Raw genomic sequence first — 14,453 nt, 5'->3', positions numbered from 1 at the left:
CGGGGAAATTCTAGGAAAAATGCTGTTCAATTCCGTTGACTATCTCTTCTTCTTTATTGCTTGTTATTCTATTTATTGGATAGCTCCTGGAAAGTTCAGAAAGTACATCCTCATTTTCTTTTCACTGGTTTTTTATGGATATTGGAGTCTTTCTTTTTTAAGTCATTTTTTACTCTTCATTCTCATCACACATTTTTTTGTTTTAGCCATCCTCAAAACTAAAAAGAAAATCTTCCTCATCTTAGGTGTGGTGATCAACTTACTGAATCTTTGTTTCTTTAAGTACATTTTAACTTACTTACAATTCTTAAGTAAGGAAGGAGAAATCTCCATCCCATTCATTCAATCGTTAAGTGAATTTGCACTTCCATTAGCCATCAGTTTCTATACTTTTCAAATGATTGCTTACCTCGTGGATGCTTGGCATGGAAAATTCAACGAGTCTCCTTTTCTAAATTTTTTACTCTTCATTTTATTTTTCCCTCAACTCATTGCGGGTCCCATTATGCGCCATGATGATTTTTATGAACAAATCGATCGTGCGAAACTCAACTGGGATTTTGTTCACCGTGGAATTTTACACATTCTTTCTGGTATCATTAAAAAGGTATTAATCGCTGATCAAATCGCAAAGTCCATCAACCCAGTTTTTGCTGATCCTTCAGGATTTGATGGATTGAGTATCCTTCTTTCGACTGTGGCTTTTTCTTTACAAGTGTATGGAGATTTTTCCGGGTATACGGACATTGCACGTGGGTCTGCATTTTTACTCGGGTATGAAATTCCTGAAAACTTTCGTTCTCCATTTTTATCAGTTAGTTTTTCCGAATTTTGGTCCAGATGGCATATCACATTATCAACATGGATTAGAGATTACCTATACATTCCGCTCGGTGGAAACCGAGTTTCCGAATCTAGATTTATGTTCAACACGATCACCGTAATGGCATTGGCTGGATTATGGCATGGAAATACGTATACATTTTTTATCTGGGGATTTTTACATGGAGTGTTTTTAGCAATTGAACGTTTCGCATTTGGTAAATTAAGCCGAAAGGAAATGAACATTAAACAAAAGATCTTTGGGTTTATTTATGTATTCATTGGATTCAATTTGATTAGTCCTTTTTTCCGTTTGGATTCATTAAAAGGAATTTATGCTTTCTGGTCGGCATCCACTTCCACTGCTAAAAATTTTATTTATAAACCAGATTTTTGGTTTCTGATCTTTGCTTGTTACCTCTTTCAATTTGTGGAATACAAAAACTATTTTAAAGAAAAACTACAACCGTATACAAATTGGTTAGTTCCTATCTTTACGATACTTGTTTTCTTTGCTTTAGTCAAAATTGAAAATCCTGTGGAAACATTTATCTATTTCCAATTCTGAGAGACACCATGAACCAAAAACGTATTTATTTTTATCCATTTTTCATTATCTTTACTCTCTTTCTAATTGATAAATTGGTTTGTATACCGGAGTTCAGAGAAGCTGGACGCAGGGCTTATAAATCTGGACAAAACTTATTCCTTGGTTTACCAAAAGTATGGGAGGAAGACAAAAAACTTCAGTCAGAAAAAACTAAAGTTGCTCTTGTTACAGGGACTTCTCGTTCCGATATCTTCCATGAATGGGAGAACATTCCGGTAAACAAATCCACATATGCGGAACCAGTTTATTTTGAGACCAGATCCGCCATCAAAGCTGGAGAATATTTTTTATTTTATCTAATGATACAATCTATGACAAAGTCTGGATTCAAACCAGATGTTTTATTCTTAGAATTCTCAGAAGAAATGTTAAATGAAAACAATGTATACTCTTACAAAACAAAATGGCAAGAGTTAATGTTACATGAAGATGAGTTAATTGACATTTACCCAACTTTTAATTCTAAGTTTCAAAGAGAAATCATCACCAAATTATTATTTGTTTCTTACAATTATCATTTTAGACCGATCCAAGGAATTTCTAACTGGGTCAAAGGTAAAACAGTTACCGATGATACATACTTTATTGCAGTCTCATCTTATCTAAACAAAAAAAGACCATTTAATCCTGCGAATGCGGGCATTGAATTAGATCGTTTCACACCAGAAGAATACAAAGCTCGTATTGTAGACTTCAGCGAATCACAACGAGAACTTTTACTTTCTAAATATACTCTTTCTGAAACCGAATATGGATTTTTGAAACGAATCATCCAACACGCAGAAGAACACAATATTCCCACAGTTTTTTGGGAACCACAAATCCATCCCTACTACAACCAAATCAGAAAATCGATTACGGGAGGGGATTTATTTGAAACTTTAGGTCGATCTTTGGTTGATCCAAATTCGAAAAATATTCGTCTAATCTCTTTGAACAAAGGAAATACAAACTGCAAAATTTTCGTGGATAGCAGCCATGTTTCCCCTCTTTGTGTTCCAGAAATTGCAGATAAGTTATTGCAAACTGCGAAGGAGATTCCAAACTTTAAGTAATCTTATGAAGTTAGATCGAAAAAAATCCAAATTCTGGAGGCAAGTTTTCCTATTTAGCTTTGTATTTCTATTTTCCGCCAATTTTATGTACCAACGCATCGTTGACAATGAGGTCAACTGTGGGCTCATTGGTTCTCCTGAAAGTGGTTGCCCCTATGCTTTTTTGGATCATGCCTTAGATGTTAATGCTGGCCATGATTTGAATGAAGAAGGGGAACATACTGACCATGTTTGTTTTTCTTGCCCATGTAATTTGATTGTATCTGTTTCTTGGGACTTATATCTCTCTCATATACTCATCCAACTCCATAAAGTTTATATCCACCAACCAGAACTTTTAATTCCTCAACTTGTTACTGTAAATAGTTTCTTCCGCCCACCTAAACATAACCTTACTTAGTTGATTCGCAATTGTATTGCGTGACCACTTTGGAGGTTTTATGAATTTTTATTTTTTTCCCATACAACGGAAGATACTTCTTTCTTGTTTGGTTTATATCTATGTTCTCGTTTTACCAATCCAAGCGGAATCTAATGATTCCTTGGGAGGTAATTGTCAAAAATACAATTCAATTCAGGAACTCAGTCATTGTATTGTGAATAAACATCCTGACTATCGAATTGAAGAAATCAAACTTAAGGAAATATCTGGAAGGAAAAAAGTAGCTTCTTATTATTTTCCTTCCAATCCCGTTTTTAATGGTTATATGGCCGCAAGAAAAGGGGATACCTCAAGCCCCTCTTTACTTTCAGGGCCTAATGCCGCAAATAACTTTCAGGTAATGGTCAATCAAGAGATCTTTACCAATGGAAAACGAGAGATTGCCATACAGATTGCAGATGAAGAATTTAAGGCGCAAGTTTTCCGACTAGAGTCTGTAAGGCGAATCTTAGAATTTGAAGCTTTAAAAAAATTAACCAGATATCGTTATCTACATTTGGAAGAAGAAAACAGTCTCAATAGTTTAAATCTTGTCAAAGAACTAAAAAAAGTATCCAAAGCAAGAGTGAACGAAGGCCTTTCGCCAGGGATTGATGAATCCTTATCAGAATCAGAAGAAATTAGGATTTTTAAAATCTGGAATCAAATCCATAGATTATCGGAAAATGCAAAATCAGAGTTAGAAGTATTACTCGGATTTTCTTTAGAAAAAGAAACCATCCAAATCCAACATTGGATTTTGCCGAAAGACCTACCAAAAGAAAAACTCGATTTAATCCAATTGGCGATGAATATGCGTCCCGAACTTTTGTTATCGGAAAAGGAAATTGAGTTATCCCTTCTTCGTCAAAACGAAGTGAGACGTCAAAAAATTCCAAACGTAACTTTAGGTGGCTTCGCACAGAATGATGGATTCAATGAGAGAGTTGTGGGAGGTTTGGTGAGTTTCCCAATGACTGTTTGGAGAGATTATGAAGGGGAAACCATCATTGCCTCTTCCCAAATTGATAATTCCAAAGAACTGAAAGAATCTGTTTCCAGAAATATCAAACAGGAAGTTTTGTTTGCGCTGACAAACTATCTCACTCTTTCGGAAGAAATCAAACTTTATGATACACAAACAATGGACCGGGCCGAATCAGATTTAAAAAATCTTCAAGAAGCAATCCGATTTGGAAAAATCAAAATCATCGATGCCATCAACCACCAAAGAATTCTTTTACAAACAAAACTAAACTACCTGAACACAAAAACCGAATTCGAATTATCTCAAATTGAACTCGTTCGTGTTCTCGGTCTACCTAGCGACTCATTAGGAGTCAAACCATGAAAAAACAAACAATCATTCTAATAACGTCCATTCTGTTTATTTTTCTCTCTTTCTATTTATGGAAATCTAGAGAGACTCACACCAATTTGGAAAATCAAAAGGAATCCAAAGACATAGTCAAACTACTCGGAGAAAATCGAAAAAACCTCCAGATCGAAACAACAATCATTAGAACAGAACCCATCCAAACCAAAATCGAACTGATTGGTGAAACAGAAGCGGTTCCCGATGCCATCATTGATGTACCAGCAAGGATCTCAGGACGGATTACATCTGTTTATTTTGTGGAAGGGGATTCGATTAAAAAAGGTCAAAGATTAGCAACGATTGATTCTCCTGAACTAGCGAAACTTCGGTCTACCTATTTAGTAGCAAAATCAAAATATATAGCTTCGGAACAAAATCTAAACAGAATCCATTCCCTAGTAAAAATGAATCTTGCCGCCAAACAAGAGCTAATTGATGTTGAATCAAATTTAAAAGTGATTGAATCGGAAAAAAATGCTGCCGAAGAAAATTTACGAGCCAATGGACTTCCCATTGATCATTCGACATCAGGAGTGTATACAGTCTTTGCTCCAAGGGCAGGCCTAGCCCTCTCCAGAAATGCAATTCCAGGTTCTATCGTTTTAGGAAATCAAATCCTAACAACAATCGCAGAACTTTCTTATTTCTGGTTCCAAGCAAAAATTTTTGAAAATGATTTAAAACATCTCTCGGAAGGAGATCGCGGTAAAATCGTTTTGAATGCTTATCCTGATTTAGAATTCGAAGGAGTTTTAGAACATATCGGAGAAAAAGTGGATCCGGAATCTAGAACTGTACATGCCAGAGTTGTTTTTAAAAACAAAAATCGCAAAGCAAAGATTGGATTGTTTGGAAAGGCCCTCCTAACGGTACATGACAGACAAGGAATTCAAATTCCTGAAGAGGCTATCCAATCTTATCAGAATCGAAAGTTTATCTTTATCGAATCTAAACCAAATGAATTCCAATGGAAAGAAATCACAACTGGAAGTGCCGGTGAAGGAAAAGTAGAAGTCCTTTCTGGTCTTGTGGAGGAAGAAAGTATTGTAACTAAGGGAGCTTTTGAACTCAAAGCCATTCTCTTCAAATCAACCTTCGGGGGAGAATGATATGGAATTTTTAACAAAAATTGTCCAAATTTCTCTACAAAATCGATTATTGGTTTTGGTTTTTACAACGTTACTCGTGTTTGGTGGAATTTATTCTTTTGCGCATCTAAAAGTGGATGCAGTCCCAGACATTACCAATGTACAAGTGCAGGTAATCACCACATCCCCTGCTCTATCTACTTTGGAGATTGAACAGTACATCACTTTACCAGTAGAAAGAGCCATCACGGGAATTCCGAATTTAATCGAAGTCCGCTCGGTTTCTCGTTATGGATTTTCTCTAGTCACAGCAGTCTTTTCAGATGGAACTGATTTATGGAAAAGTAGACAACTGGTTAGCGAAAAACTAACGGAAGCCTCAGAAAACATCCCCGCTATTTTTGGAAAACCTGTGATTGGTCCCATCACAACAGGGCTCGGGGAAGTGTTTCAATTTACTTTAGAAAGTGAATTCCATAACCAAATGGAACTCACCACTTATTTGAATTGGTACATCAACCCCGCTCTAAAAACCGTTCCAGGGATTGTGGAAGTGAATAGTTTCGGAGGAAAAACAAAACAATACCAAGTCATAGTTGATCCCTTTAAAACGGCGGCACTTGGTCTCTCATTAAACCAAATCGTAACGGCAGTCCAATCCAATAATCTTTCTACGGGGAGTGGATACATTGAAAGGGCCGGCGAACAATTGATTGTCGGAAGTGATGGATTATTAAAATCAATTTCCGATTTTGAAAAAATCCAAGTGGGGAAAATGGGAGACGGGTTCCCCATTTATTTAAGTAGTGTTGCAAAAATAATTGAAGGACCAAGACTACGAAAAGGTGCCGCCACTGCAGCGGGGAAATCTGAGGTGGTTGGGGCCGTAACACTGATGTTACTCGGTGAAAATTCTTTAGAAGTAACAACGGCCGTAAAAGAAAAAATCACTCAGATCGAAAAAACCCTTCCCACTGGTATGAAGATCAAACCGTATTATGATCGTTCGATCATGGTTAAAAATACATTAAACACAATTGTTTGGAATTTATCGGAAGGTGCCATCCTTGTCATCATCATTCTATTTCTTATGATTGGTGATTTTCGCTCAGGACTTGTCATCGCATCGGTCATTCCCCTTGCCATGTTATTTGCCATCAGTCTTATGTTTTTGCGAGACCTTCCCGCAAACTTGATGTCGATGGGAGCCATTGATTTTGGACTCATCGTGGACGGGGCCGTCATTCTGATAGAAAACTCACATAGGCGACTCGGACAGAAAAGAAAGGAATTAAAAAGAGATCTTACCGACAAAGAACAAAAGGAAACCATTCTATCGGCAACCATCGAAGTCCGTAAAGCCACCATCTACGGAGAAATCATCATTGGAATTGTTTATATTCCCATCCTTACCTTAAGTGGAACGGAAGGAAAGATGTTCATCCCTATGGCAACCACCGTACTTTTTGCGTTACTCGGTGCCTTCTTTTTGACACTCACACTCATTCCTGTTTTAGCATCTTACTTTTTAAAGGGCGGAAATATCGCAGAAGGAGAAACAAAGTTTTTCCAAAAAATTCATAACTGGTATACTCCGAAACTAGACTATTGCCTGAAGGAACCAAAGAAGGTAACCTATTCTACAATTGGTGTCCTTGTTCTTTCGATCCTTTTATTCTTTCGCTTGGGAGGAGAGTTCCTTCCCAAATTAGATGAAGGGAACCTTCTCATCGAAGTCAGTCGGTATCCATCCACAACATTGACAGAATCGGTTTTATCTTCTATGAAAATAGAAAAAACTATTTTAGACGAAATTCCAGAAATCACAGAAGTGGTTTCGAGAACTGGTTCTCCTGAGTTGGCCATTGAACCTATGGGTGTCGAAAAAACAGATTTGTATTTGGATATGAAACCAAGATCAGACTGGAACTTGTCCAAAGAAGAAATTGAATCCAAAATACAAGAGATCATAGAAAGAGTGGCCCCCCATGTCGCCTATGGACTTTCCCAACCCATAGAAATGCGAAACAATGAGATTATGGCCGGAATCCGAGCCGATGTGGGAATCAAAGTATTTGGAGATGATCTAACCAAACTAAAACTGGTAGCAGAAGAGATAACATCTAAAATCAAACATATCCCCGGTGTTGTGGATCTACGCATTGAACAATTGTATGGACTCGAATACCTTCGCATCAAACCAAACAGAGAAAAGTTGGCCAGGTATGACCAGTCCATTGTGGATATCAATCGTGTCACAGAATCCATTTCTTCAGGAGTTCCCGCAGGGATTGTTTATGAAGGAATGAAACGATTTGAAATTGTTGTGAAAACGGAAGTAGAACCAAAACCCGGACCAATCAAAAACATCCCAGTCAGGGTGGGAAAAAACACTTTTGCCCCGTTACACGAGTTAGCGGAAATCCAAATTGAAGATGGGCCAGTACAAATTTACCATCAAAACCAAAACAGGTATGCTTTAGTTCAATTTAACATTCGCGGAAGTGATATGGTAAGCACTGTGAACTTAGTCCAAGATGTTTTGGAAAAAGAAATCAAATTTCCATCCGGGTATCATTATACAACAGGAGGAGAGTTTGAAAAATTTGAATCGGCTACAAAAACACTCTATGTTGTTGTACCAATCACACTTTTGATTATTTTTCTAATCCTCTACTTTGCATTTAACGAGATATCGGCGGCAATCATCATTTTTCTCAATGTTCCCTTTGCCATCACAGGAGGAATCTTTGCTTTGTATCTCAGGAATTTGCCATTTAGTATTTCTGCGGGTGTGGGTTTTATAGCGCTCTTTGGAATTGCTGTCCTGAATGGGCTTGTGCTCATCAGTTTCATTCGAAGTTTGGAACAATCGGGAAAAAGAAAAGAAGAAGCAGTGAAAGAAGCCGCTTTGTCAAGACTTCGCCCGGTTCTCACAACCGCTCTCCTTGCATCCATTGGATTCATTCCCATGGCAATCAGCACATCACCCGGAGCAGAAGTCCAAAGACCTCTTGCCACCGTAGTGATTGGAGGGTTAGTATCAGCCAGTGCCCTTACCCTCTTTGTGCTTCCTCTCGTCTATTTGAAGTTTGCTGCAAAAAAGTTCTCCATACTTTCAAAGGATGCATAATCAGCTTTCTTGTTGTATGCAAGTCCTGGTAATCCGCGATCTTCTGTCCCTGGTCGAGTGAATCCATGAACGGCTCCCGGATGAGAAACAAAACTCACCGGAGCCTTCGCATCCGCAATGGTTTTGACAAATGTATCTACGGAAGCCTTCGGAATAAAAGGATCATCAGCACCGTGATGGACTAAAACTTTAGTTTTGATTTTTTTCACACCCGTTGCCAGATTCTTACTAGCTAAAAAACCGTGAAAAGAAACCACTCCCCCTTTTAAATCAGCACCGTCTAGCGCCAGTTCAATGACTCCACCGCCACCAAAACAATAACCAATCGCTCCAATTTTACTGGAATCTACATTGGGATTGGATTTTAATATTTCAAGAGCCTTATAGATTTTTTTCAAAAGAATCTTGGGATCTCCATTGGCACTCGATAGTTTTCCCGCTTCCACATGGTCTTTTGCAAGAATTCCTTTTCCGTAGATATCCATAACAAAAGCAACATAACCTAAGTCGGCGAGTTGTTTCGCTCTTTGTTTGGGATAATCATTCACTCCCCACCATTCATGGATCACAAGAACACCGGGACGTTTTCCAGTGGCAGAAGAATCGTTAGCGAGAAATCCTTCATAGGTTTTCCCGTCCAATTTGTATTCCACAGCAGTTCCCGAAACTGTAGACTTTACGGGAAATTGTACCGTTGGTACGCTCGCACATTGAATCGCAAATACAAGCGTGAGAATGGAAATGAGTTGTTTCATATGTCTCCTGTTCCGTCAAAAAAACAAGTTCCTTCGACAGAGATCGATTTAGAATTCTAAATCGGAAATCCAAAAAAGAAACCTTAATTTCCCTAGAAAGGAACCAGATTTGTTACAATCAAAAATCAATTACTATGTTCTTTTTTGTCCCCTTCTCTCCAACGGAAGCAAAAAAGGAAACCGATCGGTTCACCTAAAATCATCGTTTCAATTTTTTTTGTTATACGATTTTTTTTAATCGCCTCATATTCATAAAATTCATCTTCTAATCCAAAAGGAATTTATATGATCCAAAGCAACTACTTTCAAACCAACGAAGATCTAAAGGAACACTTTTACGAACTGATTGATTGGAATGAAATCGTTCCTCTCTATGAAAATAATTTTTCTGATTCTAAACTTTATGCGGAGAACAGTAATCCTAGATTAGAATATGCACCATCTAATGTAGATGAGGCGAAATCCTTTTACGAAGAAATCCTAAAATCTTGCGGAGAAATTAGTGGAATGTATGTATCCCAAGTTGCCGCCACAGTGGATGCCAAAGGTCTAAAATTTGATAACGGTAACGTGATCCACCCGCAAGAAATGGTGGATGTCATTAAAATGTACCATGAGGCAGGTCTTGGTCCCGTTGCTTTCAAAAGAAGGTATGGTGGTCTCGGAGCCCCGAGTATCATTAAAGCAATCATTGCGGAGTTAATGTACCGGTCAGATAGTTCCATCACCATTGCCGTGGGAAGTATGGGACTAGCTGCGATCTTAGAAGCCTGTGCTACTGACGAGATGAAAGAAGAATGGATCCCTAAATTAATTTCTGGAAATTACACGGTCACTATGGGACTTTCCGAACCAGACTTTGGATCTGATTTACCGAGTGTAACTACAAAAGCAACTAAGACCAATGATAAGTGGTATTTGAATGGAACCAAAAGATTCCAAACAGTAGCTTGTGGGATCAACGGAAGCCCAGGCATTACACTCACACTCGCAAGAACAGGAACCCAAGAAAGTGGAGCCAGGGGTTTATCTTTTTTTATCGTTGAGAACAAAGATTATGCGGTGCAAGGAATTGAAAAGAAACTAGGAATCAAAGCATCAGCAACTTGTGAAACTGTTTTTGAAAATAGCGAAGGGCATCTTGTAGGAAAAGAGGGATTTGGACTTGTGAAGTATGTGATGGGAATGCTCAATGGTGCTCGTCTCAGTGTCTCTTCCCAAGGCACAGGCATTGTCACAGCGGCTTACGAAGAAGCTCTCAAATATGCAAAAGAAAGAATCCAATTTGGAAAACCGATTTATGAAATTCCAGCAGTACGCCGGATGTTGGATCGGATGGAAAGGGAATTGGCCGCGATGCGTTGCCTTATGGTAGAGGCGGCTTACTCTGTGGATAAATACTATTCGTATGAAGATGGTAGAACTGTTTCTCCAGAAGATTCCAAAACTGGCAAGTTTTGGGAGAAAGTTGCCAACACACTCACACCCATATCCAAATATTACAACTCAGAAATGTGTAATGATTTGGTTTATGACGGATTACAAGTATTAGGTGGAGCAGGATATACAGAAGATTATGATCTCTCCAGACTCTATCGAGATGCAAGGATCACCAATATCTATGATGGAACCACACAAATCCAAGTCAATGCGGCCATTGGTGGAATCACTTCTGGAATGAGTCCTACGGGAACTTTCCGAGCTTACTTAGATCATTTGGCAAAAGGATCTGAATCCAATTCCAAATTATTAGAAATCCGAACCCTGTTTGAATCCATTGTTGAAACTTACAAAGCGATTGGAGACCAACAAACAAAGGAAACCTATAGTTTTGAAGTAGTGGAATCAGCAGCAAGAGTGGTCGTAGGTTATTTGATGGAGAGAGCAAAAAACAAATCCACCAAAAGAAAAGAACTACGAACCCAGTGGTGTAAAGGATTTCATACAGATAGTTTGGCCATCCTTTCGGCAAACAAAATCAAACTTTCCTAAAGATGAAAAAAAAGGGCCCTCAAGAATTTGAGGACCCATAGAAAGGAAAGGGATGAACCTCCCACAATGCGTTAGTGGGAAGTTCTAGATAATTCAGGTTACATGCTGGTAACAGATTTCTCTTCTGGAAGGGATATCTGGAAACTAGGTTGCGGAATCAAAGTCTTTGGTTCCAAATATTTCTTTTTGTTTCCCATTAATTTTCCTGCAAAAGTATCTGGAAAAGAATAAGCAATGATTCGTTTCCAAACAGAAGCGAACTGTTTTACGAAACTTCCCGTGTTGTAGTGTTGACCATACTTAGCGCAGATTTCTTTCAAACGCGGTGCCACTTCACGGTAACGTTTTGCCGGCATACTAGGAAACATATGGTGTTCTATTTGGTGACTCAAGTGACCAGTCATCGTATAGAAAAAGTTACTGCCATCTAAGTTAGAAGAACCTTTGAGTTGTCTCAAGTACCACTCGGCTTTGGTTTCACCAGTGATGTCGTCTACGGAAAAGGATTCTGCATTTTCAGTAAAATGACCACAGAAGATCACCGCATAAGTCCAAAGATTTCGAATCAAATTCGCAATCAGGTTTCCTAAAATGATTTTTGGAAAATTCAAACCAGCAAGAAGTGGAAACAAAAGATAATCTTTTACTAGTTGCAATTCAATCTTCTTAAAGAAGACAGCTTTGTAGTCTTTTAAGGATTTTTTCTTTCTTTGTTTTTTTGGAATTTCCATGTATTCCACTCGAAATCCATGAGCCCCAACTCCCCACTGAAAGTTCATGGCAAGAAGTAAATTAGTGAAAGGTTGCGTTAGGTGGACAGGTTTCCATTTTTGTTCTTCTGTCAAACGTGTAAAATTATAACCATAATCATGGTCTTTGTTCAAAACGTTTGTATATGTATGGTGCATATAATTGTGATAGAACTTCCATTGGTGGGCATCACTCACAATGTCCCATTCAAATGTTCTTGAGTTGAATCTAGGATCGTTCATCCAATCATACTGTCCGTGGAGAACATTATGACCAAGTTCCATATTGTTGATGATTTTGGAAGTAGCAAGTAACAAGGTGCCTGCCACAAAAGAAATTGGTTCAAAACTAAAGTGCAGAAGTCCACGACCAAGGATCTCTGTATACCGATAGGTTTTATAAATAAATCGAATATGGTCTGCGTCTTCTTTTCCGACCTTAGCCATCACTTCATCGCGGAGTGTTTCCACTTCTTTTCCAAAGGCTTCAATTTCTTCTTTGTTTAATTTTTTGCTAATCGTTCTCATCTTTTTTTCCTATGATTATTTCTTCTAATTCTGATTTACAAGTTTTGGTTTCTAAGTTTAAAACCTAAAGTTCCAATTCCAGATTTGATTCGGCCCGAGAGACACAAATTTGAATGTTTTCTTCACCTAACTGCGATACTTCGCCTTTAGATAAATCGGTGACAGAGCCCACTGTTTTTTTGCAAACACAAGTATGGCAAATCCCCATCCGACATCCACTTTGAGGATAAATTCCTTGGTCTTCCAATTCTTCTAAAAGGGAACGTTCCCCTTTCACTTGAATGGTTTTGTGACTGCGAGATAAAAATACATCCACAGTCCCTGTTTTTTTCACTTTCAAAGCAGATTGGCCAGGTAACATAAATAACTCTGACTTCACTTCGTTTCCTTCCAAAAGAGAAAGGGCTTTGGTTTGCATGGGAGCCGGCCCACAAACATAAACAGAATAGGATTTTAAATCTTTCGTATATTTCTGTAAAATTTCCTTGGTTAAAAATCCAGAGTCATAACCTTCTTTAGGAACATCTGAAAAAACATAATGAATCTCTAACCAACCTGTTTGTTTTGCAATCTCTTCTAAGGAAGAACGTAAGATGATATCTTCAAAAGATCGAACAAAGTATAGTAAGGTGGCTTTACCATTGTATTTCAAAGACTGTAGTTGTTTGAGAATGGAATGGATCGGAGTGATTCCACTACCACCCGCTAAAAATAAAAACTTAGATGGTAAAGTTTGGGGAAGCACAAACTCTCCCGAGGCTTCACCCAATTCCAACAAATCACCCTTTTTGATATTTTGATTGATAAAGTTAGATACAAGACCACCTTTCTGGCGTTTTACGGTGATACTTAAATGTTTCTCTCCGGGAACAGAAGACAAAGAATAAAACCTTGTCACTCGCCTTCCCGCAATTTCCACAGTGACCGGAATGTGTTGGCCCGAACGAAACCCTTTCCACAACCAGTTTGGTTTCAAAACCAATGTTTTGGAATCTTCCGTTTCTTCGCGGACTGCCACAACCCGGGCTTTGATTGCCGTTACCGAAAACCGAGGATTGATCTCCCCTAATAGAAAATCCGCCCATTGTTTGGGTTGGAGAGAACTTAGGAATTCCTTGGGTTCATTGTAGATAAAAGGAAATGTTTTCATTTTCGCCTCGTATTTCGCATTTAAGTGAACACTTGTTCACGGAGATATTTAATAGTGTTAACTTACGTCGTTAGCTATGTCAACCCCAAAAGGGAGTTTTAATCCTTGCTTTTCGAAAAAAAGTGAACGACCGTTTACTGAATTCAGCCATGAAACTCAACAAACGATACGCCCAAAAGCTACGCACCCACGACAACCTACTGGAAAGCGCACTGCAACTGATGGGAGAGGAAAAAGGGCTCGGAGACCTAAGCCTCCGCGAAGTGGCAGGAGAGGCAGGAATTGTCCCTGCCGCATTTTACAGACATTTTAAGAATATGGAAGAGCTGGGCCTCACGCTTGTGGATGAATGTGGGGGCCGAATCCAAACCATTGTGGGGGATGCCAGAAACAAAGGCGCCTATAAGTCTGCCTTACAATTGACCATTGGGTTTTTCTTTGATTACGTAGCCAATAACCGCTCTCTGTTTCGGTTCATCGCTCGGGAACGAACGGGGGGAAATCGCAAAATCCGCGAAAAAATCCGAGAGTCCATGAAGGCCATCGCGACAGAACTCGCAAAAGATATGCGCATGCCGAAGATGATTCCTGCAGAGGATATCCAATTTGGTTCCGAATTGATTGTCAGTATTTGTTTTCTTATGGCTTCTGATTTCTTAGATCTTGCTTCCGACGCTCATTCGGAAATGCGAAAACTAAAACTACAAACGATCAAACAAGTTCGATTGGTTTTTATTGGAACGATTCGAGGAAGAAAACGAAGATAAACGAA

General features: G+C 38.7%; 11 protein-coding genes. 8 read left to right on the top strand and 3 right to left on the bottom strand.

Annotated elements, in window-relative coordinates; translation table 11 throughout:
- The first annotated feature begins 19 nt into the window (after nt 1-19).
- From JWG41_RS19595 to JWG41_RS19570, 6 genes are read left to right on the top strand one after another with little or no spacing between them, the layout of a single operon-like run.
- On the top strand, nt 20-1,390 hold the full coding sequence (locus JWG41_RS19595; RefSeq protein WP_205271357.1) for an MBOAT family O-acyltransferase: 1,371 nt from the start codon (nt 20-22) through the stop codon (nt 1,388-1,390).
- Nucleotides 1,391-1,398: 8 nt separating this feature from the next.
- Nucleotides 1,399-2,487, top strand: a complete 1,089-nt coding sequence (locus JWG41_RS19590; protein WP_205271358.1) for a DUF1574 family protein — start codon at nt 1,399-1,401, stop codon at nt 2,485-2,487.
- A 4-nt stretch (nt 2,488-2,491) separates the two neighbouring features.
- Nucleotides 2,492-2,887 carry a hypothetical protein gene (locus JWG41_RS19585; protein ID WP_232374118.1) on the top strand — a complete coding sequence of 132 codons (396 nt, stop codon included), beginning with the start codon at nt 2,492-2,494 and terminating at the stop codon, nt 2,885-2,887.
- 40 nt (nt 2,888-2,927) lie between these two features.
- Nucleotides 2,928-4,259, top strand: coding sequence for a TolC family protein (locus tag JWG41_RS19580; protein WP_205271359.1), 1,332 nt, complete (start codon nt 2,928-2,930; stop codon nt 4,257-4,259).
- Complete coding sequence (locus JWG41_RS19575; protein ID WP_205271360.1) at nt 4,256-5,395, top strand: efflux RND transporter periplasmic adaptor subunit; 1,140 nt, start codon at nt 4,256-4,258, stop codon at nt 5,393-5,395. The genes JWG41_RS19580 and JWG41_RS19575 overlap by 4 nt, the downstream gene beginning before the upstream one ends.
- 1 nt (nt 5,396) lies before the next feature.
- Nucleotides 5,397-8,507: an efflux RND transporter permease subunit gene (locus JWG41_RS19570; RefSeq protein ID WP_205271361.1), complete on the top strand. Its 3,111-nt coding sequence runs from the start codon at nt 5,397-5,399 to the stop codon at nt 8,505-8,507.
- Here the strand turns inward: JWG41_RS19570 and JWG41_RS19565 are convergent.
- Nucleotides 8,456-9,262 carry a dienelactone hydrolase family protein gene (locus tag JWG41_RS19565; RefSeq protein ID WP_205271362.1) on the bottom strand — a complete coding sequence of 269 codons (807 nt, stop codon included), beginning with the start codon at nt 9,260-9,262 and terminating at the stop codon, nt 8,456-8,458. The two genes, JWG41_RS19570 and JWG41_RS19565, sit on opposite strands and share 52 nt — an antisense overlap.
- A gap of 285 nt (nt 9,263-9,547) precedes the next feature.
- On the opposite strand from JWG41_RS19565, the gene JWG41_RS19560 reads away from it, so the two are divergent.
- Nucleotides 9,548-11,254: an acyl-CoA dehydrogenase family protein gene (locus JWG41_RS19560; protein ID WP_205271363.1), complete on the top strand. Its 1,707-nt coding sequence runs from the start codon at nt 9,548-9,550 to the stop codon at nt 11,252-11,254.
- A gap of 98 nt (nt 11,255-11,352) precedes the next feature.
- On the opposite strand, the gene JWG41_RS19555 is transcribed toward JWG41_RS19560, so the two are convergent.
- Both JWG41_RS19555 and JWG41_RS19550 read right to left on the bottom strand, forming a co-directional pair.
- Nucleotides 11,353-12,531, bottom strand: a complete 1,179-nt coding sequence (locus JWG41_RS19555; protein ID WP_205271364.1) for a fatty acid desaturase family protein — start codon at nt 12,529-12,531, stop codon at nt 11,353-11,355.
- 64 nt (nt 12,532-12,595) lie between these two features.
- Entirely contained in the window at nt 12,596-13,681 is a 1,086-nt protein-coding gene (locus JWG41_RS19550) for a ferredoxin reductase (RefSeq protein ID WP_205271365.1), read from the bottom strand.
- A 122-nt stretch (nt 13,682-13,803) separates the two neighbouring features.
- Between JWG41_RS19550 and JWG41_RS19545 the strand changes: the two genes are divergently transcribed.
- A complete protein-coding gene (locus JWG41_RS19545; RefSeq protein ID WP_332461316.1) occupies nt 13,804-14,448 on the top strand; it encodes a TetR family transcriptional regulator in 645 nt (214 codons plus the stop codon).
- Nucleotides 14,449-14,453: the final 5 nt, after the last annotated feature.

The organism is Leptospira chreensis, from assembly GCF_016919165.1.
In the GTDB taxonomy this organism is placed as follows: Bacteria; Spirochaetota; Leptospiria; order Leptospirales; family Leptospiraceae; genus Leptospira_A; species Leptospira_A chreensis.
The sequence above is the reverse complement of the archived record's forward strand: the minus strand, read 5'-3'. Positions and strand labels throughout refer to the sequence as shown.

Excerpts from the sequence above, each read along its gene's own strand:
- JWG41_RS19565 (WP_205271362.1), bottom strand. The coding sequence starts at position 9,262 with ATGAAACAACTCATTTCCATTCTCACGCTTGTATTTGCGATTCAATGT.
- JWG41_RS19550 (WP_205271365.1), bottom strand. The coding sequence starts at position 13,681 with ATGAAAACATTTCCTTTTATCTACAATGAACCCAAGGAATTCCTAAGT.
- JWG41_RS19575 (WP_205271360.1), top strand. The coding sequence starts at position 4,256 with ATGAAAAAACAAACAATCATTCTAATAACGTCCATTCTGTTTATTTTT.
- JWG41_RS19585 (WP_232374118.1), top strand. The coding sequence starts at position 2,492 with ATGAAGTTAGATCGAAAAAAATCCAAATTCTGGAGGCAAGTTTTCCTA.
- JWG41_RS19555 (WP_205271364.1), bottom strand. The coding sequence starts at position 12,531 with ATGAGAACGATTAGCAAAAAATTAAACAAAGAAGAAATTGAAGCCTTT.
- JWG41_RS19595 (WP_205271357.1), top strand. The coding sequence starts at position 20 with ATGCTGTTCAATTCCGTTGACTATCTCTTCTTCTTTATTGCTTGTTAT.
- JWG41_RS19570 (WP_205271361.1), top strand. The coding sequence starts at position 5,397 with ATGGAATTTTTAACAAAAATTGTCCAAATTTCTCTACAAAATCGATTA.
- JWG41_RS19560 (WP_205271363.1), top strand. The coding sequence starts at position 9,548 with ATGATCCAAAGCAACTACTTTCAAACCAACGAAGATCTAAAGGAACAC.
- JWG41_RS19590 (WP_205271358.1), top strand. The coding sequence starts at position 1,399 with ATGAACCAAAAACGTATTTATTTTTATCCATTTTTCATTATCTTTACT.
- JWG41_RS19580 (WP_205271359.1), top strand. The coding sequence starts at position 2,928 with ATGAATTTTTATTTTTTTCCCATACAACGGAAGATACTTCTTTCTTGT.